19 protein-coding genes are annotated in these 22,235 nt (G+C 70.7%); 10 read left to right on the forward strand and 9 right to left on the reverse strand.

What is annotated here, in order from left to right:
- The first annotated feature begins 104 nt into the window (after window positions 1-104).
- From ACFZDC_RS39570 to ACFZDC_RS39585, 4 genes are read left to right on the forward strand one after another with little or no spacing between them, the layout of a single operon-like run.
- Window positions 105-758, forward strand: a complete 654-nt coding sequence (locus tag ACFZDC_RS39570; RefSeq protein WP_391331621.1) for a response regulator — start codon at window positions 105-107, stop codon at window positions 756-758.
- Window positions 749-1,732 carry a histidine kinase dimerization/phospho-acceptor domain-containing protein gene (locus tag ACFZDC_RS39575; protein WP_391331623.1) on the forward strand — a complete coding sequence of 328 codons (984 nt, stop codon included), beginning with the start codon at window positions 749-751 and terminating at the stop codon, window positions 1,730-1,732. Before ACFZDC_RS39570 ends, ACFZDC_RS39575 begins: the two co-directional genes overlap by 10 nt.
- 6 nt (window positions 1,733-1,738) lie before the next feature.
- Entirely contained in the window at window positions 1,739-2,005 is a 267-nt protein-coding gene (locus ACFZDC_RS39580) for an ATP-binding protein (RefSeq protein ID WP_391331685.1), read from the forward strand.
- Window positions 2,006-2,055: 50 nt separating this feature from the next.
- Window positions 2,056-3,330: a hypothetical protein gene (locus ACFZDC_RS39585; RefSeq protein WP_391331625.1), complete on the forward strand. Its 1,275-nt coding sequence runs from the start codon at window positions 2,056-2,058 to the stop codon at window positions 3,328-3,330.
- 549 nt (window positions 3,331-3,879) lie between these two features.
- On the opposite strand, the gene ACFZDC_RS39590 is transcribed toward ACFZDC_RS39585, so the two are convergent.
- The 9 genes from ACFZDC_RS39590 to ACFZDC_RS39630 all read right to left on the reverse strand — a co-directional run bounded on the left by ACFZDC_RS39590 (window position 3,880) and on the right by ACFZDC_RS39630 (window position 14,214).
- A complete protein-coding gene (locus ACFZDC_RS39590) occupies window positions 3,880-4,728 on the reverse strand; it encodes an ABC transporter permease (RefSeq protein WP_391331626.1) in 849 nt (282 codons plus the stop codon).
- A gap of 277 nt (window positions 4,729-5,005) precedes the next feature.
- Window positions 5,006-5,794: a response regulator gene (locus ACFZDC_RS39595; protein ID WP_391331628.1), complete on the reverse strand. Its 789-nt coding sequence runs from the start codon at window positions 5,792-5,794 to the stop codon at window positions 5,006-5,008.
- A 56-nt stretch (window positions 5,795-5,850) separates the two neighbouring features.
- Complete coding sequence (locus ACFZDC_RS39600) at window positions 5,851-8,502, reverse strand: FtsX-like permease family protein (RefSeq protein ID WP_391331630.1); 2,652 nt, start codon at window positions 8,500-8,502, stop codon at window positions 5,851-5,853.
- Window positions 8,499-9,161, reverse strand: a complete 663-nt coding sequence (locus ACFZDC_RS39605) for an ATP-binding cassette domain-containing protein (protein ID WP_391331631.1) — start codon at window positions 9,159-9,161, stop codon at window positions 8,499-8,501. The genes ACFZDC_RS39600 and ACFZDC_RS39605 overlap by 4 nt, the downstream gene beginning before the upstream one ends.
- Window positions 9,148-9,882, reverse strand: coding sequence for an ATP-binding cassette domain-containing protein (locus tag ACFZDC_RS39610; RefSeq protein ID WP_391331633.1), 735 nt, complete (start codon window positions 9,880-9,882; stop codon window positions 9,148-9,150). The genes ACFZDC_RS39605 and ACFZDC_RS39610 overlap by 14 nt, the downstream gene beginning before the upstream one ends.
- Window positions 9,873-10,517, reverse strand: a complete 645-nt coding sequence (locus tag ACFZDC_RS39615) for a hypothetical protein (RefSeq protein ID WP_391331635.1) — start codon at window positions 10,515-10,517, stop codon at window positions 9,873-9,875. Before ACFZDC_RS39615 ends, ACFZDC_RS39610 begins: the two co-directional genes overlap by 10 nt.
- A gap of 899 nt (window positions 10,518-11,416) precedes the next feature.
- Window positions 11,417-11,728, reverse strand: a complete 312-nt coding sequence (locus ACFZDC_RS39620; RefSeq protein ID WP_391331637.1) for a hypothetical protein — start codon at window positions 11,726-11,728, stop codon at window positions 11,417-11,419.
- Window positions 11,729-12,069: 341 nt separating this feature from the next.
- Window positions 12,070-13,518 (reverse strand): ATP-binding protein, encoded by a 1,449-nt coding sequence (locus ACFZDC_RS39625; RefSeq protein WP_391331639.1) that lies wholly within the window; start codon window positions 13,516-13,518, stop codon window positions 12,070-12,072.
- Between the two features lie 6 nt (window positions 13,519-13,524).
- A complete protein-coding gene (locus ACFZDC_RS39630; RefSeq protein WP_391331641.1) occupies window positions 13,525-14,214 on the reverse strand; it encodes a response regulator in 690 nt (229 codons plus the stop codon).
- Window positions 14,215-14,623: 409 nt separating this feature from the next.
- Between ACFZDC_RS39630 and ACFZDC_RS39635 the strand changes: the two genes are divergently transcribed.
- The 6 genes from ACFZDC_RS39635 to ACFZDC_RS39660 all read left to right on the forward strand — a co-directional run bounded on the left by ACFZDC_RS39635 (window position 14,624) and on the right by ACFZDC_RS39660 (window position 22,070).
- Window positions 14,624-15,049: a hypothetical protein gene (locus ACFZDC_RS39635; RefSeq protein ID WP_391331643.1), complete on the forward strand. Its 426-nt coding sequence runs from the start codon at window positions 14,624-14,626 to the stop codon at window positions 15,047-15,049.
- 328 nt (window positions 15,050-15,377) lie between these two features.
- On the forward strand, window positions 15,378-16,547 hold the full coding sequence (locus tag ACFZDC_RS39640; RefSeq protein ID WP_391331645.1) for a YncE family protein: 1,170 nt from the start codon (window positions 15,378-15,380) through the stop codon (window positions 16,545-16,547).
- A gap of 689 nt (window positions 16,548-17,236) precedes the next feature.
- Window positions 17,237-17,890 carry a response regulator gene (locus tag ACFZDC_RS39645; RefSeq protein ID WP_391331647.1) on the forward strand — a complete coding sequence of 218 codons (654 nt, stop codon included), beginning with the start codon at window positions 17,237-17,239 and terminating at the stop codon, window positions 17,888-17,890.
- Window positions 17,881-19,149, forward strand: coding sequence for an ATP-binding protein (locus ACFZDC_RS39650; RefSeq protein WP_391331649.1), 1,269 nt, complete (start codon window positions 17,881-17,883; stop codon window positions 19,147-19,149). Before ACFZDC_RS39645 ends, ACFZDC_RS39650 begins: the two co-directional genes overlap by 10 nt.
- 38 nt (window positions 19,150-19,187) lie before the next feature.
- Window positions 19,188-20,459, forward strand: a complete 1,272-nt coding sequence (locus ACFZDC_RS39655) for a hypothetical protein (RefSeq protein WP_391331650.1) — start codon at window positions 19,188-19,190, stop codon at window positions 20,457-20,459.
- Window positions 20,460-20,861: 402 nt separating this feature from the next.
- Complete coding sequence (locus tag ACFZDC_RS39660) at window positions 20,862-22,070, forward strand: hypothetical protein (RefSeq protein ID WP_391331652.1); 1,209 nt, start codon at window positions 20,862-20,864, stop codon at window positions 22,068-22,070.
- Window positions 22,071-22,235 lie beyond the last annotated feature (165 nt).

Below are 22,235 nucleotides of genomic sequence, written 5' to 3' on the forward strand. Positions count from 1 at the left end.
GGCACCCCTGCCCGGCCGAACGGAAGCATCAAGCGAAGCCTCCCCGACCCCAACTCCACCAACCAGAACGACACTTAGTCGCGACAGTCTACTAGGGTCGGCGTGTGGCTTTTATCGTGGTGTGCGAGGATGACGCGGCGGTCCGCGACGTACTCAAGCGCGCACTCGAGCACGACGGCCACAGGGTCGCAGTCGCTCCTACGGCGGACAGCCTGCTGCGGAACCTTGATCCGGTCCCTCACCTGGTCGTCCTGGATCTCGGGCTCCCGGACGCCGACGGTCGCGATGTCTGCTTGGCGCTGCGGGCACGTGGCGTTGATGCCCCGGTGCTGATGCTCACCGCTCTGGATGGCATGCATCACAAGGTGGGCGGCTTCGAGGCGGGAGCCGACGACTACATGACGAAACCGTTCGACATCCCGGAGTTGCTGGTGAGGGTCCGCGCCCTGCTCCGCAGAACAACCGCGACGACCCCTCCAAGGGGCGTCGTTCTCGATCCGGCGAAACATGTCGTGATCCACGGTTCGGCAAGCGAAAGCCTGACGCCGACCGAGTTTCGGTTGTTGGGCAGGCTTATCGCCTCACAGGGCGACGCTGTACGCCGGCACGCCCTCGTCGCTGCCGGCTGGCCGCATGGCGCGCAGGTCAGCGACAACACCCTCGACTCCTTCGTTCGCCGGATACGGACCAAACTCGGCGCGCTGGGCGTGGCCAATCGCCTGGCGACGGTCCGTGGGGTGGGCTATCGATGGGAGTGACGGGTTTCCGTGGGAGAGTCGTCGCGCTTGCCGTTCTGATCGCGACAGCGGTGGCCGCAGTGCTGGTGGTGGTCTCGCACGTCTTGCTGAGCCGGGTGACCGACGCCGACGCGAACGCTCTGGCGCATACGCGTGCAGAGGCGGTGGCGGCGAACGTAACCGTACGCCGTGGCCACGTCGTGCTGATCGAGAGCGGCAACGAAGCGCTGGACACGGTCTCGTGGGTGTATGCCGACGGGCACCTCATCGACGGGATCGTGCCGGCCGGCCTCCTTGACCGCGTCGAGGCGCTTGCCGACTCCGGGCAGTCCCAGTCCACCACGACCGGCAGATATCTGCTGTATGCCCAGCCGATCCGGCTCGAAGGCCACCGCGTCGTGACGGTCGTGAGGGTGGATCTGACGCCGTACGAGACGTCAGAGCAGCGCAGCCTGGCGATGTCGCTCATCTTGGGTGGCATCACGATCCTGCTCGCAGGCGTCGTCGCGTACCTCGTGGTGGGGCGTGCGTTGCGGGTGGTTCACGAAATGGCCGCTCTTGCCGACGACTGGGGCGATCACGAACCCGGGCGCCGATTCAACCTCGGCGTTCCTCGCGATGAATTCGGGGAGCTCGGGCGAACTCTCGATCGCCTGCTTGACCGCATAGACAACGCGCTCGCGGACGAGCGCCGGCTCACCGATGAGATCGCCCACGAGTTGCGGACGCCCTTGACGGCCCTGCGGGGCGAGGCACAGTTGGCGCAACTCTCCGGTCACCATCTTGCACCAGAGTCTGTTCTGACCGAGGTCGACCGTCTGACCACGGCGATCACGACGATTCTGAGTGCCGCCCGCACACGGATCGACGGCGGTACCCGCTGCGATCTCAGAGCGGCGGCGCGACAGGCGATCGCCGGTCGCTCCATCGAGCTCGCCGTCCCGACCGACGTCGACGTCGCCGTGGCAACCGAACTCGTCGTGGCTGTGTTGTAGCCCCTGCTGGAGAACGGCCTGCGCCATGCGAGCTCGCGCGTTTGGGTCACGGCGCGCATCCAGCCCCAGGGCGTCGTGATCGATGTCCTCGACGATGGCCCGGGGTTCGATCCGGCGGAGGTTGATCGGGTCTTCGAAGCCGGCGTGACCAGCGGCAACGGGCACGGGTTGGGACTGGCCGTGGTAAGGCGTCTCGCCGCGTCCGCAGGAGTGGCAGTCCGTGCGATCGCGGATGGTCACGGTCGCGTCGAAGTGACCTTCCCCACGCCATAGGCGATTGCGTAGTCAGGTTGTGTGCAGGTTGACCGAGCCAACCTCGTCGCATGACGACGACAAGCGAAGCCCGCACGCGCCGCAGCGGGCGGCTGATGCTGAACAAGGTTCCCGAGGTCACCATCTGGTTCTGGGTGATCAAGATCCTGTGCACGACCGTCGGTGAGAGTTTCGCCGACTGGATCAACATGAAGCTGGGCGTCGGCCTGGTGAACACGGCCTGGATCTTCACCGCGGTGTTCGTGGTGGTTCTGGGCGTCCAGCTGCGGCTGAAGCGGTACGTCCCGTTCCCGTACTGGCTGACCGTGGTCGTTGTCAGTGTCACGGGCACGCTGTACACCGATATCCTGACCGACCAGCTCAACGTGCCGCTGTGGATCAGCTCCGCAGTCTTCTCGGTCCTGCTCGCCGTTGTCTTCGGCGTGTGGTGGCTGCGCGAGCGCACCCTCTCGATCCACTCGGTCACGACGCTGCCGCGTGAGTCGTTCTACTGGCTCGCCGTTCTCGTCACCTTCGCGCTCGGCACCGCGACCGGTGACTGGACCCTCGAGCTCACCGGCTGGAGCCCGGGAGTCTCGGTCCTGCTGCCGCTCGGCCTCATCGCCGCGATCACGCTGCTGTGGAAGTTCGGCGCGAACCCGGTCCTGTCCTTCTGGCTCGCCTACATCCTGACCCGCCCGCTGGGAGCCAACATCGGCGACTGGCTCGCCTCCCCGAAGGTCGCTCCGCCGGGCGAGCCGACCGGCCTTGCGCTGGGCACCTTCACCACCAGCCTGATCTTCCTCGGCCTGATCCTGGCGACTGTCATCTACCTGACGGTGACGCGCTCCGACGTGACCGAGACCTACGACGCCACGCACACCCCGCAGGTCACCGCCAACCCGCGCAGGGAGCGCATCGCGCTGGCGGGCTTCGGCCTCCTCGCCGTCGCCACCGGGGGCCTGCTGGTCTGGGCGCACAGCCAGCCGCACGTCGGCCCGGCGCCGGAGACCGACGCCACCTCCACCGTGCACCTCGCCCCCGGCCAGGCCGTGAAAAAGTTCCCGCCCGCGAAGGTCCACGCACTGAAGGCACTCGCATCGACCTCGCTCAAGGACGCACGGTCGGGGAACGCGACCGGGGCCCACGCCGCTGCCCAGTCGCTGCGAGACCTCTGGGATGCCGACCAGGCCTCGTTGCAGCCGCTGGACAACACCGGCTGGACGTTCATCGACGCCCAGATGGACCAGGTCCTGAAGACCTTCGGCATCGACCACCCGAACCCGCCGATGTCGCCGGCCCACCAGGAGGCCGAACTCAACACCCTCCTCACAGATATGCGCTGACAGACCTGATCGTCGCCGGGATCGCGTCGCCGTCGGCGCGCTGCAACCCTCGGCGACGAGGCACGGAGAGCGGTCGCCGGCCTTGACGGGCCCGCCCCTCGAGGCCGGTATCGCACCGATCGGTGCTATACCGGCCTCGACTGTCAGACCGTATTCACTCAGATGCGGCGGCGGGTGTTCACGGCCGGACCGACCCCGGCCGTACAGCGGGCCGCATCGTCGTTGGCACGCGGGCGCTGCGCGGGCGGCAGCCGGAGTCGTCTTCAGCGCCGGGCCGTGTGATCGCTGCTTCCCGACTTCAGCGTGTGAGCACAGTTGCATCCGTGCTGTCACCGGCTCCCGGCACGAGCCGACCGGGGAGGAGGAACAGCGGACCCTGTGGTGTGTACCGGCTGTGTGCGGGGCCGGGCGCGCTCCCCCAGCTGGGAGACACGGCCCGCTGCGCCGTAGTACGGCCCGGACGGCCCTCAACCCGCCACCGTAGTCGCACCTCACCCACGGCTGGTCGTGATCGCACTCGTGGCGAACACGCATGACCTGGCACGGTCCCTACTCGGGAGCACGGCTCGGTCCCGGTACCTTGAGAAACCTTCTGGCCTTGCGCGGAGAACCGGTGTGAGTGTCCGGCCCGGGGCGATACAGGCGGTGACGGGCGACGAGTTCGAGGGTCACCGCCACCGCGACGGCCTGCACGGCCATGAGTGCGATGAGGACGAACAGTTGCACGGCTCCAGCCAGCACAGGGCCAGCCCCTCCCAGGAGCATGCCGACGAAGGCGCCGGGGAGCGTGACGAGTCCGACGGTACGGGTCTGGTCGAGTCCGGGCAGGAGGGCCTCTGAGGCAGCGGGACGTGCGATCTCCATGCGCGCATCACGGTCCGTGAACCCCAGGGCCATCGCCGCCTCCACCTCGCCGCGGCGCTGAGACAGTACGTCCAGGGCACGGCGTCCGGCGAGGACCGTCACGGTCAGCGCGCCACCGATGAGGATGCCCGTGACCGGGATCAGGGCGACGCCCTTCACAGGGACCAGCCCGGTGGCGAGGAGCGCCACGACGACCGGTATCACGCCGGCGGCGATCGGAGCGGCCGTCAGCCACCAGGTGTGGTTGCCGGTTATTCTCCGTCCGGCCGTGCGCACGGCCACCGCGAACATGACCACGAGGAACGCCAGGAGCCCCGGCACCGACTTGACAGCCCAGGTGATGACCACCGAGACCAGGACGAGCTGGACAGCGGCGCGGAAGCCGGCGAGGAGGATCTCCCGGGCCCGGCTCTTGTACGGGTGCGGGTCCAGACGGAACCAGCCCGCCACCGCCACCGCCACCAGCAGTAGAGCGGCGAGCAGTACCCCGAGGGTTGAGTTGACCGGTACAAGAGATGCCGCACTCGACGCCACGTTTCCCACCTCGAAGGACTGCTGCGTGGGCCGGGGGGTGAGCGCGGGTCCGCGTCCCGACTGGCCCTGGCGGCCGACAGCGCAGTCTATGCGGACGTCATTCCGTCGCCGTTCACGCTCCGCTGTCAGTGCCTGCCCACCCCGCGGCCGTGAGGAACGAGAGGATGCTGTCTCGGAGGGCACGTCGGTCGGCGTGCACGCAGTAGCGCGGCGCGGCACGCAGGCGGCTGTCGCAGGGCGATGTCACCCACGCCTCCGGGTTACGACGACGATGCCTTCACCACGCTGAACGAGAACTGCCGCCTCGGCGGTCGTCGATCGGTCGACTTGCTTCCACGGCCCCTTCCAGCCGGTAGCCGTGCCCGCGCAGGGTGGTGATCCGGGGCAGGCGACACGGACGGGTGAGCGCGTCGGCGGCCTGGGTCAGGCGGCGTCGCAGGCCGGCCATGGTGACGTCGAGGGTCTTGGTGGAGCCGAACCAGTTCTCGTCCCACACGTCGGCCATCAGGGTCTCGCGCGAGACCGCCTCGCCCGGATGCCGGCACAGAAGGGCGAGTAGGTCGAACTCCTTGGGGCGCAGGGAGACGTCGATGCTCTGGAGTGTGCATCGGCGTGCGGCGGGGTCGATCACCAGGTCGCCCAGCCGGATCGGGCCGAGCACGGGCGAGGAACCGGTGTGGCGGCGCAGATGGGCGCGGAGGCGGGCGAGGAGCACGGTGAGGCTGAAGGGTTTGACGAGGTAGTCGTCGGCGCCCGCGTCAAGACCGGCGACGATGTCGATGTCGTCGGTGCGTGCGGTGAGGATCACGATCAGCAGATCCGGGAATCGGCTACGCAAAGTGCGGGCGATGTCGAGGCCGTCGGTGTCGGGCAGGCCGAGATCCAGGAGCACCGCGTCGAACGGTGTGCGGGTGGCCTCGGCCAGGGCCGCGGTGCCGGTACGGCTCCAGGTGGGCGTGTAGCCGTTTCCGCGCAGACCGGTCTCCAGGTGGTGGCCGATGGTGGTGTCGTCCTCGACGACGAGGACGCGCAGGCGGCTGCGGTCCGGTGTGGCGGGGGTCCCCATGGGCGACAGCGTAGGAGGATGCGAGGCGGTCGGCACGGTCTGCGGGCACGGGCTGTTCATAGGTCACGCAGTTCCTCCACCGCGGGTCGGCGGGCGCTGCGGATGCCGTTGGCGGTCGCGGCCAGTACGGCGACGACGGCGGCGGCAGCGGTGAGCGCCAGGTAGGCGCCGGGGACCGCGAGGCCGGCGGGCGGTGGGTCGAAGACGCCCGTCAGGACCTTGACGAGCATCTCGGACAGTGCCCAGCCGATGAGGGCGCCTCCGGCCAGGCCACCGGCGGCCAGGACGAGGGCCTCGGTGAGGACCATGCCGCGCAGTTGGCGTGTCCTGGCGCCAAGGACCGTGGCGATGGCGAAGGTGCGTCGGCGTTCGGCAAGTCCGAGGGCGAGGACGAGTCCGCCGGCTCCGGCGGCCAGCAGCACGGCGAAGACGAGTTCGATACGCGTGAGGCCGGCCAGGTCGACGGAGGTGAGGCTGGTGCCGACGGTGCCGCGGGTCTGGGTGAGGTCGGTGATGGTGGCGCTCGTTCCCAGTCGCCCCCGCAGTTGCGCGGCGACCTGCTTCTGGTGGCTGCCGCCGGTGTCGAGGAGGAACGCGCCGACTGCGTCGCTGCCGGTCGCCCTGGCGATGTAGGAGGCGTTGGCGACGAAGAAGCTGTCCTTCGGGGCGGTGGGGAACTCCTTGACGACGCCGGCGTAGTGGAAGGGGACGGCGCGCAGGGCCTTGGTGCGGGCGTCCTGGATGCGCAGGTTGACGGTGTCGCCGGGGGTGAGCTGGAAGTCGTGGACGGTCTCGACGCTGACCAGCAGGTTGTCCGGGCGCTGGGCGAGCTTGTGCATGAGCTGTTGTGCGGTGCCGCCGGCGAAGTAGGCGTCCTGGAGGGAGGTGGCCTGCGCGATGGTGGTGGGGCGGACGCCGTAGAGGTCCTGCAGGTCGGAGCCGACGTAGGCGAAGCGGTGCTGGAGGGGTTCGACGTGCCGTACGCCGGAGATCTTCAGGGCTGATCCGGCGCCGGGTGGGACGCGGGCGCCGGGTGGTTCGGTGACGGTGACGTCGGCGCCGTTGGTCAGGCGGGCGTCGATCTCGGCCTGCTGCTGGTAGGTGGCGTTGAAGACGGCCGTGGAGAGGGCGAAGGACACGGCGAGGGCGAGCAGCACGACCGAGCGGGCCAGCGGCCGGCGGCGCCGGGAGAGGGTCGCGGCGGTGGTGCCGGCGAGGGACGCGGTCAGCGGTCGGGCCAGCCGGGCCAGGGCGGGGCGGCCGTGGGTGAGGGCGAGGAGGGTGAGCCGCCACAGCAGCAGGGCGGCGCCGATCCACAGCAGGGCCGGGCCGAGGAAGGCCCAGTACGACACGGAGATGCTGGGCACGCCCTCCGGGGCGAGGACGAGGGCGTACTGGTTGCCGGAGGAGGCGCGGAAGACCAGCCAGGAGCAGATCAGGAGGGCGAAGTCCACGCCGTACCGCATCCACCAGGGGCTGCGGGTGCTGCGGGCACCGGACTCCTTGCGGGTCTCGGCGACGGTCACCGTGCGCAGGTCGCGCAACGCGGGGACAAGTACAGCTCCGGCGGCCACGGCGGCACCCAGGACGAACGCGATGCCGTACCAGGCGACCCACGTGCCCGCGCCCGCTCCGAAGGAGGCGGCACCGAAGGCGAGGCGGCCGGTCAGTGCGGCGATACCCAGGCCGGCCAGGCCGCCGAGGAGACCGGTCAGCGCCGCCTCCAGGCCCGCCAGTGCGGTGATCTGGCGGGGGCGCAGGCCGCGCAGCCGCAGCAGGCCCTGCTCCTGGCGGCGCCGCTCGCCACCGGCGGAGGCGACCGCCGCGGTCAGCGCGGCGGCCAGGACCGCGCCGGGCACGCCGAGGAAGAGGAAGAGCATCTGGGCGTACAGGGCGTCCTGACGGGCGGAGTCGAGGGCGGCGCCGACGTTGTTGCCGACCAGCGCGGCACCGGCGGAGCGCGCCTCCAGGTTGTGGGCGGCGCCGGTAACGGCGGTGAAGGCGGCGGCCGGATCGGAGGGCAGGCGGGCGTCGTCGCGGGCGACGTGGATCTGGGTGGTGACGCCGGTGGCGCCTCGGGTCAGCGCAGCGAACCTGGCCGCGGGCAACAGGACGACGTTGTCCGGGGGCGCGCTCGGCTGGGACTGGCTGGGGGCACCGACCGTCTGGAAGAGGGAGTCGGCCTGCGGCAGGTCGACCACGCCGTCCACCCTCACCTGCCGCACCCCGGCGCCGGGAAACCGGACGCCGATGGTGTCGCCGGGGGCGGCGTGCAGGTTGGAGGCGGTCTGCTGGGCGAGCAGGACGCCGTTCGGGGAGCCGGAGAGGGTGCGGATCGCGTCGGGGAACAGGGCGCGGTAGCCGTCGGGCAGGCCGAGCGCCATGCCGGGGCCGGTGGTCTGGGTGCTGCCCTGCACGTGGGCGGTGAAGCCGGTGGTGTGGGCGAAGCCGACGGGCAGGGCGGCGCGGGTGCCGGGCGCCTTGTGGACGAGGGACATCACCGTGCCGGGATCGGCCCCGGGCTGCACCTGGACCTGCCAGTCGACGGCGACCGAGCGCACGGCACGCTGGGTCATGGTCGCCTTCGAAACGGAGAGGAAGGAGCCCAGCGCGGCGACGAGGGCGACCGCGAGGGCGATGCCGGCCAGCGCGGCCAGCAGCCGTCCGGTGCGGTGGCGGGCCAGGCCGGCCGTCCACGAGCCGATCATGACACCTCCTCGGGTGCGAGCAGCCGGCCGTCGCGCATGCTGCGCCGGGTGCTGAGGCGCGCGGCGACGGCAGGGTCGTGCGTGGTGACGACGAGGGCCGCGCCCGTGTGGTCGGCGGCCGTGAGCAGGGCGTCCAGGACGCGGGCGCCGGTGGTGTGGTCGAGGCGGCCGGTGGGCTCGTCGGCGAGGATCAGGCGCGGCGACTGGGCCAGGACCCGGGCGGCGGCCACGCGCTGGGCCTGGCCGCCGGAGATCTCCTCGGGCAGCCGGTCGGCCAGGTCGGCCGCGTCCACCAGGGCGAGCGCGGCGAGGGCGGCCTCCCGCGCCTCGAGTTCGGGGCGGTCGGCGAGGACCAGGGGCAGGGCGGTGTTCTCGGCCACGCTCAGGGCGGGGATCAGGCTGTCGCCCTGGAAGACCAGACCGATGTCGTACGGGTCCAGTGACTCGGCCCGGCTGACGGTGCCACTGGTGGGCCGTTCCAGCCCCGCCAGCAGGTGCAGCAGCGAACTCTTCCCCGACCCGGAGGGGCCGACGACCGCGAGCCGGTCACCGGCCCTGATCTCCAGGTCGGCTCCGTGCACGGCCACGACGGCCTGTGGGCCGCTGCCGAAGGTGAGGGCCGCGTCCCGGCAGACGACGAGCGGCTCATCCGGTGACATCGTGGGCCTCCTGCGGCTCCGGCTCGGGCTGCGCCGAGGCACCGACCGTCCTTCCGTCCTCCAGACCGATGACCCGGTCGGCGACGCGTACGGCTTCCGCGCTGTGGGTGACGATGAGTACCGCGCAACCCCGGGCGGCCCGCTCGCGCAGCAGTGTGAGGATGATCTGCTCTGTGGCGCCGTCCAGTTCGCCGGTCGGTTCGTCGGCCAGCAGGACGTCGGGGGAGTTGGCGAGTGCGACGGCCAGCCCGGCGCGGGCCAGTTCACCGCCGGACAGCTGCCGGGGCAGGGCGTGAGTCCGTCCGGCAAGGTCCACCTGGTCGAGCAGCTCCTGCGCGGAGAGGGCGGGTCTTCCCGCGGCGGCGCGCTGGGCGAGGCGGATGTTGTCGCGGATGCTCATGTGGGGCAGCAGGTTGCGGGTCTGGAGCAGCACGCCGATGTGCCGGGCGCGCAGCCGGGCCCGCTCGGTCTCGGGCCGGTGGCTGATCCGTACGCCGTCCACGCGGACCTCGCCGCCGGAGGGCTCGTCGAGTCCGGCGAGACACCCGAGGAGGGTCGACTTGCCGGATCCCGAGGGCCCCACGACCGCGACCGTCTCGCCTCGGCCCACCCGCAGCGACACCCCGCGCAGCGCGAGCGTCTCCTCCTCGCCGGCCCGGTAGAAGCGATACAGCTCGCGAGCGGTGAGGACCGCTTCGTCCACCACGGTGGTCACTTCCAAGCCAAGGAGTCGCTGATGACGCGCCACGGGTCGACGTTGTCCGCGTTGGCCGGGCCGGACAGGGTCAGGTCCACCTCATGGCCGGCCTTGTAGAAGGCGTACCGCTCGAACGCGTCGCGCACGACCTTGCCCGTGACCGGGTCCTTCGCCGAGTCGCCCTGATACGTCAGAAGGACGACACGGCCGGCGTGCCGGGACACCTCCGACACCTTCGGCGCGGCGAACTTCGGCACCCGGGCGCGCAGTTGCGGGACCACCGTGTGGGTGACCGAGCCGACCGTGGGAGCCGTGGAAGCGGAGACCGCCGTGATCCTGACGGTGTTCAGCTTGTCCGTGAACACCGTCGTGCTGCCCTGGTCGGTACGGGCCCACCCCTCGGGCACCTTCACGGTGAAGCCGGTGAAGGACCCGCCGGTCGGCCGGTAGACGACATACGCCTGGTTGTCGGGGATGTCGCCGGGCGGATTCGACTCGGTGGGCGCCGCGTTATTCTGCGCGACGCCGCTGGACGAGGAAGCCGGCGGCTTCGACGCCGAACCGGAACCGGAGTGCGAACCGGAGCCCGAACAGCCCGCGGTCACCGCCGCCACGAGCGCCAGTCCCACGGCGGCGGACATCCGTGCGTGTGCTGCCATCACCACTGCCTCCAGGCATTCCCGGGCCGGACGGTCATGGCACCCACGCTAGGAAGCAGTGGGTTAACGCCTTGCTCGCCGAGGGTTAGACGACGGCAAAAGTCCGTGCCCCTCCCGTCCCGGCCGGTGGGCGGCCCGCATGATGAGGGCACGAGACAGCGTGTGGTGCGGGTGGCCCTGACCGTCGTCCTGGTCGCCCTCGTCCTCCTGCCCATGGCCCTTGCCATCGGGTGTCCCCTGTACGCCGAACCAGCGTTGCACGCGAACACGCAGCCCATCCATGCCCACCAGCATGTTGACGAGAGGGCCGTCGGCCCGGTTCAGCGAGCGCCGAGTTCCACTGAGGTTGCCGTGGTCTGCCTCCGGCTGAATCATCTGCACAGCGGTCCGTTGCAGCCGGTTGATGATCACCAGATAGGCCGGCGTCGCATCCGCCGGGCCGGCTCTGCCCAGCCACCGGCCACCCTGGTGAACCCCTCTCCGGATCCGTGACCGGCTCAGCCCTCAAAGCGACGAACGCTGAGTAGATCTCGTCCACACCCACCCGACGTTCGCTGCTCTGGCTGCGGCGACGCCTCGGACGGGCCCTCGTCGTCCCCCGCCGCTGCCACTCCCCGTCACCGGCTGAGCCGGTCGAAGGGGGCGGGAGCGTGCACAAGCACCGGTACGCGCGTCGCTCGCCCCTGGGCGTATGCCTGATCAGTTGTGACGCTTCGTCGAGGCGGTGCCCTCGGTGTCCGGTTACCCCCAGCCCCTACGGCCGTATGGTCCGTGCTCGGCAAGTTGGTCACGTATACGCCGCGGGGCCGTGGTAGCGGTTGTTTGTGTACGGCGCCACCGGATGAGGCGCCGGCCGCGTGATGAGGTCGCCGCCGACGCCCTGATTGTCACTTGTTCCCTCACTTCTCGGCGCTGCCCGCTTCGTGCTGGGCACCTGCGGACGCATCGGCGTGACCGCCGGGGCCGTCGGCGCCCTCCGGAGTCTCCGCCTGACCGTGTTCGCCCGGCCGCTCGTTGTCGGGGGCGTTCTGGTCGCCGTGCTGGATGTTGTCGATGTCCGGTCCGGGTGGCTCCGGCGGCGTGTCCTGTCGCACGACGGACGCGGCCGGAGCCGTACTCGCGCTGGACCCAGCGACGGCGGTGCCGATCCCTGCCCCGCCGACAGTCAGGGCAACGACCGCCGTGGCCACGATCTTCTGATGGAACTTCATGATGTCCGCCTTTTCGAACGGATCGATGCTGATGCCCTCAGTGTGCGAAGCGGCTCGTGAAGCGACCGTGTGCGGCTGATGTGAACGCTGACATGCTGGAATGTGGCGTTCGGCATGGGCGCGACCGCGGCTGGCACGGCACCGTCGGGCTGACTGCCGCGGTGAACACCGCCATGGGCAAGGTCTTGCCGCGCTTTTTGCAGGACGACCGGCCCAACGCCCGGACCGGAGGTCGGCTGGATCACTGACGGGATCTTCCGCGCCTGCGGGACGGTCTCCCGACCGGCTCCACGCCCGTACGGCACCGCGGTGCCGTCGGGCCCGGGCGAGCGTATGACGTCTCACCGCCGACTCGGTCCCTGCTCAGGGGCCGGGGCGAGCGGGAGCTCCAGGCGGACCCGGGCGCCTCCTCCCTCGGGATTGTCCGCCGCCACGCTGCCGCCGTGGGCCTCGGCGATGGACCGCACGATCGCCAGGCCCAGCCCGGCGCCACCGCTCGCGCGGGCCCGTGCGGCATCGGCGCGCCGGAACCGCTCGAAGGCCAGCGGGAGGAACGCGGGCGGGAACCCGGGCCCGTGGTCACGTACCTCGATCACGGCGACATCGCCTCCGGACCCGTGACGGGTGCTGAGCGTCACGTCGATGACGGCGCCGTCCGGGCTGTGGCGCAGGGCGTTGTCGAGAAGGTTGTCCACCGCTTGGCGCAGCCGGTCGGGATCGGCTGCGACACGTATGTGCGGGTCGGCTCGCAGGGCCAGGCGGACGCCGCGGGTCTCGGCGCGTGCCGAAGCCGCGTGGACGCCTCGGGTGAGGATGTCGGCCGGGGCTATCGGTTCGGTTCGCAGGAAGGCGTGGCCTTCGTCCTCGCGGGCGAGTACCAGCAGGTCCTCGGTCAGCCTGATCAGCCGGTCGGTGTCGGCCTCCGCCGCGGTGATCGCGTTCACCAGTGCCTGGGGGGAGCGGCCCGGCCGGCGCGCCAGTTCCAGCTCGGCCTTCAGCGTGGTCAGCGGCGTGCGCAGTTCGTGGCCGGCGTCGGCGACGAAGCCGCGTTCCCGGTCCAGAGCCCGGGCCAGGCGCTCCAGTACGGCGTTCATGGTGCTCGCCAGTGTCGCGATCTCATCGCGGGTGCCGGGCACCGGGAGGCGGGCGGCGGTGTCGTGCTCGGAGATGTCTGCCAGGCGTCGTCGCATGCGTTCCACCGGGCGCAGCGCGGAGCCGGTCAGGGCGTAGGCGCCGAGGCCGGCCAGGACGACGGCCGACGGTCCGGCGATCCACAGCGCGGTGCTGGTGCGTGCGGTCGCATCTTCGGCCAGGTGAGAGGCGGTGCCCACCACGACGAGGACCAGCCGGGCGCCATGATGGGCGGGCACGGCCAGCATCCGGTACTTTTCGCCCTCCACTGTGGTGGTGAACCGCACCGGGGCGTGCGCGGCGGCCCGCCGTTGCCTGGCGTCCGCCAGCGGTTGCCGGACGGCCGGGTCGGTGGTCGCCAGCACCGCGCCCTCACGGGCCAGGACCTGCGTGATGTCGTCCGATACCGGGTTCTGGCCGTGCTGGTCCCCCTGCTGGCCGGTGTCCCGGCTCTCGGAAGGCGGGGGTTGGGGAAGCGGTGGCAGCGGATCGGCCAAGGAGAGGCGCGCGACTTCCGCGTCGGCCCGCGCGCGCAGTGTGGCGGTCAGGGAGTTGTTCAGACCTGCCGTCAACTGCTGGAGGAACAGCAGCCCGGCGATGGCGATGACGACCGCGGTGCCCAGCGCGAACAGCAGCGCCAGCCGCCACCTCAGGGTCATGACGGCTCATCCGCCCTTCGCGGAAGCCGGCATCCGCAGCCGGTATCCGGCTCCGCGCACGGTCTGCAGATGGGACTTTCCGCCCGGCTCGTCGATCTTGCGGCGCAGGTAGGCCACGTACTGGTCGACGACGTTGGACACGCCGTCGTAGGCGAAGTCCCAGACGTGCTCCAGGATCCGGGTGCGGGTCAGTACATCGCCGGGATACCGCAGGAACAGCTCCAACAATGCGAACTCCTTGGGCGACAGCTGTAGCTCCGACTGCCCCCGCCACACCCGCCGACTGGCCGGGTCCAACCGCAGATCACCCACGGCGAGGAGCGCGGGCCGCTCCCTGGCCCCCCGCCGTATCAGGGCCCGCAGCCGCGCGAACAGCTCGGCGAAGCTGAAGGGCTTGGTCAGGTAGTCGTCCGCGCCCGCATCCAGCCCCCGCACCCGGTCGGTGACCGCGCCCCGGGCCGTCAGCAACAGCACCGGCGACCAGCATCCTCCGGCCCGCAGCCTGCGGCACACCTCGAAACCGTCGAAACCCGGCAGCATCACATCCAGCACGATCACGTCGTAGGGGCATTCCTGCGCCCACCACACCGCTTCCTGACCGTTACCGGCGACATCGACGGCATACCCCTCCTCACACAGCCCGCGCTGCAGCAGCGCCGCCGTGCGGACCTCGTCCTCGACCACCAGCACCCGCACACTTCCACCGTAGGAGCCCGTGCATGTGAACTGCGTGTGGGGACAGCCCGTGGCCATGCCGTGCTCTGGCCGTCACGGTGTGGGCGGGGCACGCTGCTTTGCCGTTCCCAAGCGTCCGGCAGACCGGTGTGGACCTGGCCGGCCGCCGACCGACCCTGTATTCCTTGGGCTGGCCGCCGCCCTTGCGCGGCCGCGCGCACTCCCCGACCGGTACGGGGCTTCCTGGAGCGAGTAAGTGGGATCCCGTGGGGCGAGGTGCGACTTTACGCCAAATGTCCCCCTCTGATCTCGTTCTCGACCACTCCCGAGTCGCCACGCAGATGATCCTGGGCAAACCTGGAGGGGCGCGATCGTCCTTGTGGGGCGTACGCGCCGCAGGAGGAATTTCGTCGACCAACGGGAGACCACCATGGAGGCCACTCGCAGCCGCTGCGTCCGTGCGCTCGCCGCAGGCGCCCTGTCCGCCGCGCTGGTATCGGCCGGGTCGGCCGGAGCCTTCGCCGCCGGCAACGCGCCGATGCCGACACCGAGCGCGACGCACAGCAAGACGCCGGCGACCAAGGCATCGATCACGATCAAGGCCAACAACACGTCGGTCAAGGCTGGGCAGAGCCTCACGTTCACCGGTCAGACCAACGGGCTGAAGTCCGGCACCAAACTGGTCCTGCAGCACCTGCGCAACGGCAAGTGGACCACGCTGAGCTCGAGCACCACGGTGACGAAGGGCCACACCTACGCGCTGACCGGCAAGTTCAGCACCAAAGGCGCGCAGCACCTCCGGGTGTCGACGTCCGGCACGACGCACTCCCCCACGGTGATCGTCAAGGTGTCCTGACCGAGGCCGGGGCCCGCGGCACAAGCCGCAGTCCCCGCAGCAGCGTGTCGAGGACCCCCGGAGCTCGCCCGCGATCTCGGCCGCTCCCTCCCCCACGCGTAGCACGGGTCGAAGCTGCTGGTTGCACGGCCTCGTGCAGTTTCGGCCGCACCGGCAGAGGCTCCCGCGTCGCCCCTGCCGTCACGCGCAAGGTCATCGGGGAGATCCGCAACGGATCCGTGATGAACATGCGCTCCACGGACGCGGATACGGCTGCCGCCCCACCCGACCTCCCCCCAACTCGACCGACGCGGTTGCGCGCGGTGACCATCAGGGAGCTGCTGAGCTGATGCATCCCACGACCATTGGCCGCCTGCTGATCACCGGCGCCGCCCTCGCCGCGCTCGCCGCCTGCAGCAGCGCGATCCCCCACAAGGACGAGGCCCTCGCCTCCAGGGCCCCCTTCAACCCCGAGCAGCAGCAGGAGACGGGTCTGAGGGGCATGCCGCCCGTGCTCGACCCGAAAGACCTCTACGCGGCCGACCGCCCGAACCAGTTCTCGCCGACGGTCAAGGACTTCCCGTCCCGCGTGTACGTCCCTAACACCAACTCCGACACGGTGTCGGTCATCGACCCGAAGACCTACAAGGTCATCGAGACGATCCCGGTCGGCAGGCAGCCTCAGCACGTAGTGCCCTCCTGGGACCTGAAGACGCTGTGGGTCAACAACGACCTGGGCAACTCGCTCACCCCCATCGACCCAAGGACCGGCGAGGCGGGCAAGCCGGTCGCCGTACATGACCCGTACAACCTGTACTTCACGCCGGACGGCAAGTACGCGGTCGTGATGGCCTCCGACGACCGGCAGCTGGTCTTCCGCGACGCCCACACCATGAAGATGGTCAAGGCTGTCCCGGCCAGCTGCCACGGCGTCAACCATGCCGACTTCTCCATGGACGGCCGCTACTTCATCGTCTCCTGCGAGTTCAGCGGCGAGCTGCTCAAGGTCGACACCGAGAAGATGGCGGTGACCGGCCAGCAGAAGCTGCCCCTCAACGGTGCCATGCCCCAGGACGTGAAGATCTCCCCGGACGGCAAGAAGTTCTACATCGCCGACATGATGGCCGACGGCCTGTGGGTCCTGGACGGCGACTCCTTCTCCAAGCCGTCCCTCCTGCCCACCGGAAAGGGCGCGCACGGCCTCTACATCAGCCGTGACTCCCGCGAGATGTACATCTCCAACCGAGGCGAAGGCACCATCTCCGTGTTCGACTTCACCAAGAACCGGCTGACCAAGAAGTGGCGCCTTCCGAACGGCGGCAGCCCCGACATGGGCGGCGTCTCCGCGGACGGCAAGGTCCTGTGGCTGTCCGGCCGCTACAACTCCGAGGTGTACGCCATCGACACCGCCACCGGCGCACAGCTCGCCCGCATCAGGGTGGGCAGCGGCCCGCACGGCCTCGCGGTCTATCCGCAGCCGGGCCGCTACTCGCTGGGTCACACAGGCATCTTCCGCTGATGCAAGGGCGCGCCGAACTGCCACCCGATGCACCATGAACTGCGGTCGTGCCCGGCGGGGACCGGTCGCGCGCTTCCCGCGCGAGGAGTCACCACGCACGCTGGAGGACGACCGCACGTCTCCTGTCCCTGCCCGAGGCAGACTGGAGTATCGATACAGGTGGCGGCGTCCGAGCGGTCCACACTGGTACGAACCCGGCCATCAGCGATCGCCCGGCCGTCCGCTTGCGCCCACAAGCGCATGGGCTCTACCCGCGAGGCCCTGCGGTCGGAAAGGGTGCGCCGTGAGGACCCAGCTATTCGTGGGCCCGGCGGGCACCGCTGGGGCGTGCCCAACCCGGCTGCCGGTGGATGAACCCCGGCCCGGCGTCGTCGACCGTAGTGACAGGTGCCCGGCCACCACGGCCTCAGGACGGGCCCGCCCTCCTGTCACGCCGAGGCTGAACGCGGTCCGGCATCCCACCGCGGCGTACTCATGACCAGCGCCGGGCCGTTCCGCACCGCCGGGCTGATGGCGCACCCATTGTGGTCGTCCCGCGCCCCCCGCTGCTGCGGGCTCGGCCCCTCGGGCACGACCGTCGCGGCTTCATGGCAGGGCAGGGGCGTGCGGCACCAGCGGTCTGCTCCCGACCGTCAGGCGGCTGACCAGGGCGGATGGAGAACTGGGACGGGAGTATCTAGGGTCTGCACGTGGCTTTCATCATGGTGTGCGAAGACGACGCGGCGGTCCGCGGGGTCCTCAAGCGCGCCCTGGAGCACGACGGCCACACGGTCTCTGTCGCCGCCACGGCCGACGGCCTGCTGCGGCAGCTCGTACCAGCGCCCCATCTGGTCGTCCTGGATCTCGGGCTCCCGGACGCCGACGGCCGCGACGTCTGCCTGGCCCTGCGGGCGCGCGGCGTCGACGCGCCGGTGTTGATGCTCACCGCCTTGGACGGCCTGCATCACAAGGTGGGCGGCTTCGAGGCCGGCGCCGACGACTACATGACCAAACCCTTCGACATCCCGGAACTGCTGGTCCGTGTCCGGGCGCTGCTGCGCCGGGCCACCGTGGCGCCCGCACCGCGGGAGGTCGTCCTCGATCCGGCGAAGCACGTGGTGACCTACGATGCGGTGAGCATGAGTCTGACCCCGACCGAGTTCCGGCTGCTGGGCCGCCTGATCGCCTCGCAGGGCGACGCGGTGCGCCGCCACGCCCTCATCGCCGCCGGCTGGCCGCACGGGGCGCAGGTCAGCGACAACACCCTCGACTCCTATGTGCGCCGGCTGCGGGCCAAGCTCGGTCCGCTGGGTGTGGCCGGGCGTCTGGCGACCGTCCGCGGTGTGGGCTACCGATGGCAGTGACGGGATTCCGTAAGCGGGTCGTCGCGCTCACCGTGCTGATCGCCACCGCCGTGGTGGCGATCCTGGTCGTGGTCTCGCACGTGCTGCTGAGCCGGGTGACGGACGCCGACGCGCACGATCTGGCGCGTACTCGCGCCGAGGCGGTCGCGGCGAACGTCACCGCCGAGGGCGGCCGTGTCGTCCTGACGGAGAACAGCAGCGAGGCGCTGGACGAGGTCGCCTGGGTGTATGCCGACGGCCGCCTGGTCGACGGGAACGTGCCGCCGGGTGTGGTCGGCCGTGTCGAGGAGCTGGCGGACTCCAGGCGGCCGCAGACCGCGACGGTCGGCGATTACCTCCTGTACGCGCGGAAGGTCCCGGTCCGCGGCCACCACGTCATGGTGATCGTCCGGGTGGACCTCACGCCCTACGAGACGTCCGAGCAGCGCAGCCTGACCTTGTCGCTGATACTGGGCGGCCTCACGATCCTCCTCGCCGGCGGTGTCGCACACCTCGTGGTGCGCCGCGCGCTGCGGGTCGTGCACGAGATGGCCGCCCTCGCCGACGACTGGGGCCATCACGAACCCGGGCGCCGCTTCGACCTCGGGGTCCCCCGCGACGAGTTCGGGGAACTGGGGCGGACCCTGGACCATCTCCTGGAGCGCGTCGACAACGCGCTGGCGGACGAGCGCCGGCTCACCGACGAGATCGCCCACGAGCTGCGCACACCGCTCACGGTCCTGCGGGCCGAGGCGCAGCTGGCGCAGCTGTCCGGCGGGCCGGTGCCGCCGGAGGCGGTGCTGAGCGAGGTCGACCGCCTCGATACGGCGATCACGACGCTTCTGCGCGCCGCGCGCGCACGGACGGACCCGGGGACCCGGTGCGATCTGCGTTCCGCCGCACGGCAGGCGATCGCCGGCCGCGCGGTCGAGGTCGCCCTTCCCGCGAAGGTTGAGGTCGCCGTGGCGGCCGACGTCGCCGTGTCGCTGCTGTCACCCCTGCTGGAGAACGGCCTGCGGCATGCGAAGTCCAGGGTGTGGATCACCGCGCGCGACCAGGGCGAGGCCATCGTGGTCGATGTCCTGGACGACGGCCCCGGGTTCGATCCCGCGGACGTCGACCGGGTCTTCGAAGCGGGGGTGAGCGGTGGCGGCGGGTACGGGCTGGGGCTGCCGGTGGTCCGGCGCATCGCCGCCTCGGCCGGTGCGGAGGTCCGCGCGATCGCGGACGGCCGCGGTCACGTCGAGGTGACACTCCCGGCCGCCCGTGCGACCGCGTAGTCAGGTTATGTGCAGGTTCCCCGCGTAAGCCTCCCGGCATGACAACGACAACCGAAGCACGCACACGCAGCGGGCGCCTCATGCTCAACAAGGTCCCCGAGGTCACCATCTGGTTCTGGGTGATCAAGATCCTGTGCACGACCGTCGGTGAGAGCTTCGCCGACTGGATCAACATGAAGCTGGGCGTCGGCCTGGTCAACACCGCCTGGATCTTCACCGCGGTGTTCGTCGTGGTCCTGGCCGTCCAGCTGCGGCTGAAGCGGTACGTCCCGTTCCCCTACTGGCTGACCGTGGTCGTTGTCAGCGTCACGGGAACCCTGTACACCGACATCCTGACCGACCAGCTGAACGTGCCGCTGTGGATCAGTTCCGCGGTCTTCTCGGTACTGCTCGCGGTGGTCTTCGGCGTGTGGTGGCTGCGCGAGCGCACCCTGTCGATCCACTCGGTCACCACGCTGCCGCGGGAGTCGTTCTACTGGCTCGCCGTTCTCGTCACCTTCGCGCTCGGCACCGCAACCGGCGACTGGACCCTGGAACTGACCGGCTGGAGCCCGGGCGTCTCCGTGCTGCTGCCGCTCGGCCTCATCGCGGCCATCACGGCGCTGTGGAAGTTCGGCGCCAACCCGGTGCTCTCCTTCTGGCTCGCCTACATCCTGACCCGCCCGCTGGGCGCCAACATCGGCGACTGGCTCGCCTCCCCCAAGGTCGCCCAGCCGGGCGAACCGACCGGTCTCGACCTGGGCACGTTCACCACCAGCCTGATCTTCCTCGGCCTGATCCTGGCGACGGTGGTCTACCTGACAGTGACGCGCTCGGACGTGACCGAGACCCACGAGGCGACCCACTCGGCACCGGCCACCAGCAACCCGCGCAAGGAACGCACCGCGCTGGCCGGCTTCGCACTGCTCGCCGTCGCCACCGCGGGCCTGCTGGTCTGGGCCCACAACCAGCCGCACGTCGGCCCGGCGGCGGAGGAAGACAACACCTCCGCCGTCCAGATGGCTCCCGGCCAGGCGGTGAAGAAGTTCCCGCCCGCCAAGGTCGCCGCACTCAAGAAGCTCGCCTCCACCTCGCTCAAGGACGCCCGCTCCGGGAACGCGACCGGCGCGCACGCGGCAGCCCAGTCACTGCGTGACCTGTGGGACGCCGACCAGGCGTCACTGCAGCCGCTCGACCAGACCGGCTGGACCTCCATCGACGCCCAGATGGACAAGGTCCTCAAGACATTCGGCATCGACCACTCGAACCCGCCGATGTCGCCTGCCCAGCAGCAGAAGGAACTGAAAACCCTCCTGACGGACATGGGCTGACACCGATGAGTCGCGGGCTGCCGCAGGCGGCCGAGCCGCCTGCGGCAGCCCAGGCATGTCCGCAGACTCCCGTGGGGCGGTCGCAACCGGCGTCAACGGCTTCGACCGCCCCGCTGTTGCCCCAGGCTGATCAGTCGCGGTGGCGGCGGATACGCCAGAAGCAGGCGTCGGCGAGCACTCGGACCCGGGCCCTTCACGCGTGCCTGCGCCGGCGCAACACCGAGGCGCGGGAGGCGGGGCAGGTGCTGCATGTGCCAGTCCAGCCGGTCAGCTGGAAGCGTCCGGCGGCGCAAGTCATAGCAAAATCACACCAAACGGCGGAAACCGGCCGGACGGGATGAACGTCTTTCCTCGAGGATGCGATCCGCACACAAGCGATCAGCTGAAGGGGAGGTGGGGAACGTGTCGTTGCGAGGCACCTGGCATCGGTGGGCGCTCGGGCTGTGGGCGCTGGTGTGGCTGCTCGCGTACCTGCCGGGCGGCGGCTACTCGTGGCACTACTTCGCCCACGGCAGTGCGCTGCTGTTCAACGGTTCCGGCGCGAGCCCGGCGGGCGGCCTGCACCTGTACGCGAACTATCCGAGCCTCCAGATAGGTCCGGTCGCCTTCGTCGGCGCCCAAGTGCTGCGCTCGATCGGGTCGGACAACGGGATGGTGGCCAGCCAGCTGGCGATGACAGCCGCCGGCCTGCTGGCGCTGCACACCCTGGAGCGCTGCGCGGTGCTCGCGCGGCCGGACCTGCTGCGACGGCCGACGGCCCTGCGGCGGACCGTGCTCCTGGGCGGGGGCGTGTTCCTCGTCGTGTGGGAGTCGCTGTCCGTGCACTACGGCCACCTCGACGACGTGCTGGCGCTGCTCTTCGCCGTGCTCGCTGTCCGGGCCCTGATCGCGGACAGCCCGGCGCTGGCGGGTCTCTGCCTGGGCCTGGCCGCCGACTCCAAGCCCTGGGCACTGGCCTTCCTGCCGCTGGTCCTGGCCGCGCCCCGGATTCGGCGGTGGCACGTCGCCGTCTACGCGGCCGCCACCGTCCTGCTCGCCTGGCTGCCCTTCGTGATCGCCGACCCGGGCACGCTCACCGTCGCGCAGTACACCATCGTCAACGAGCCCTCCTCCGCCCTGCGCGCGCTCGGCGTCGCCACGGCTGGGACGCCCTCGTGGGACCGCATGGCGCAGCTCTGCCTGGGCGGCGGCCTGGGCGTGCTCGCGGTCGTGCGACGCCGCTGGCAGGCGGTGCTGCTGCTGGGGGTCGGCGCCCGGATCGCGCTGGACCCGGGCGTCTACGACTACTACACTGCCGGCCTGCTCCTCGGCGCACTGTGCTGGGAGCTCATGGGCCTGCGGCGCCCCGTCCCGGTGTGGTCTCCGGCCGCCTTCACGGGCCTGCATCTGGCGCCGGGTGTCATCGGCGACGCGCCCCTGCTCGGGACCCTGCGGCTGTGGACCGTACTGCTGCTCACAGCCGGCGTCCTGCTCCTCCCGCAGCGCTGGTGCGCGGAGGAGGAACTGCCAGGGTCCGCTGCCGACGCGATCGCCGATCCGGCAAGGGCCTCCGGTGCCGTCCATCGGCTCCCGAAGCGGTTCGAGATGGTGTCGGCCGGGCGTTCCGGCTGACTGACCGGAGATTACGCGGGGCAACGGGGTCTTCGGCTGGGCAGCGTCCGGAGGTGGAGGAGGTTCGAGGTCCGCTGTGCCCGCCCGGGCCCCCTGTCTGCCACACCTCAGTCGGCATCGGTGCGGAAAGGGGCGCAAGGGGCGGGCGTGCGCCCTGCGTGTGTG

The sequence above is a fragment of the Streptomyces sp. NPDC007905 genome, from assembly GCF_042959345.1.
GTDB lineage: Bacteria > Actinomycetota > Actinomycetes > Streptomycetales > Streptomycetaceae > Streptomyces.

Bases quoted from the DNA above. Each gene is read 5' to 3' on its own strand.
- ACFZDC_RS39575 (WP_391331623.1), top strand. From the start codon at position 749: ATGGGAGTGACGGGTTTCCGTGGGAGAGTCGTCGCGCTTGCCGTTCTG.
- ACFZDC_RS39595 (WP_391331628.1), bottom strand. From the start codon at position 5,794: ATGGGGACCCCCGCCACACCGGACCGCAGCCGCCTGCGCGTCCTCGTC.
- ACFZDC_RS39635 (WP_391331643.1), top strand. From the start codon at position 14,624: ATGGAGGCCACTCGCAGCCGCTGCGTCCGTGCGCTCGCCGCAGGCGCC.
- ACFZDC_RS39620 (WP_391331637.1), bottom strand. From the start codon at position 11,728: ATGAAGTTCCATCAGAAGATCGTGGCCACGGCGGTCGTTGCCCTGACT.
- ACFZDC_RS39625 (WP_391331639.1), bottom strand. From the start codon at position 13,518: ATGACCCTGAGGTGGCGGCTGGCGCTGCTGTTCGCGCTGGGCACCGCG.
- ACFZDC_RS39600 (WP_391331630.1), bottom strand. From the start codon at position 8,502: ATGATCGGCTCGTGGACGGCCGGCCTGGCCCGCCACCGCACCGGACGG.
- ACFZDC_RS39655 (WP_391331650.1), top strand. From the start codon at position 19,188: ATGACAACGACAACCGAAGCACGCACACGCAGCGGGCGCCTCATGCTC.
- ACFZDC_RS39605 (WP_391331631.1), bottom strand. From the start codon at position 9,161: ATGTCACCGGATGAGCCGCTCGTCGTCTGCCGGGACGCGGCCCTCACC.
- ACFZDC_RS39585 (WP_391331625.1), top strand. From the start codon at position 2,056: ATGACGACGACAAGCGAAGCCCGCACGCGCCGCAGCGGGCGGCTGATG.
- ACFZDC_RS39640 (WP_391331645.1), top strand. From the start codon at position 15,378: ATGCATCCCACGACCATTGGCCGCCTGCTGATCACCGGCGCCGCCCTC.
- ACFZDC_RS39615 (WP_391331635.1), bottom strand. From the start codon at position 10,517: ATGGCAGCACACGCACGGATGTCCGCCGCCGTGGGACTGGCGCTCGTG.
- ACFZDC_RS39650 (WP_391331649.1), top strand. From the start codon at position 17,881: ATGGCAGTGACGGGATTCCGTAAGCGGGTCGTCGCGCTCACCGTGCTG.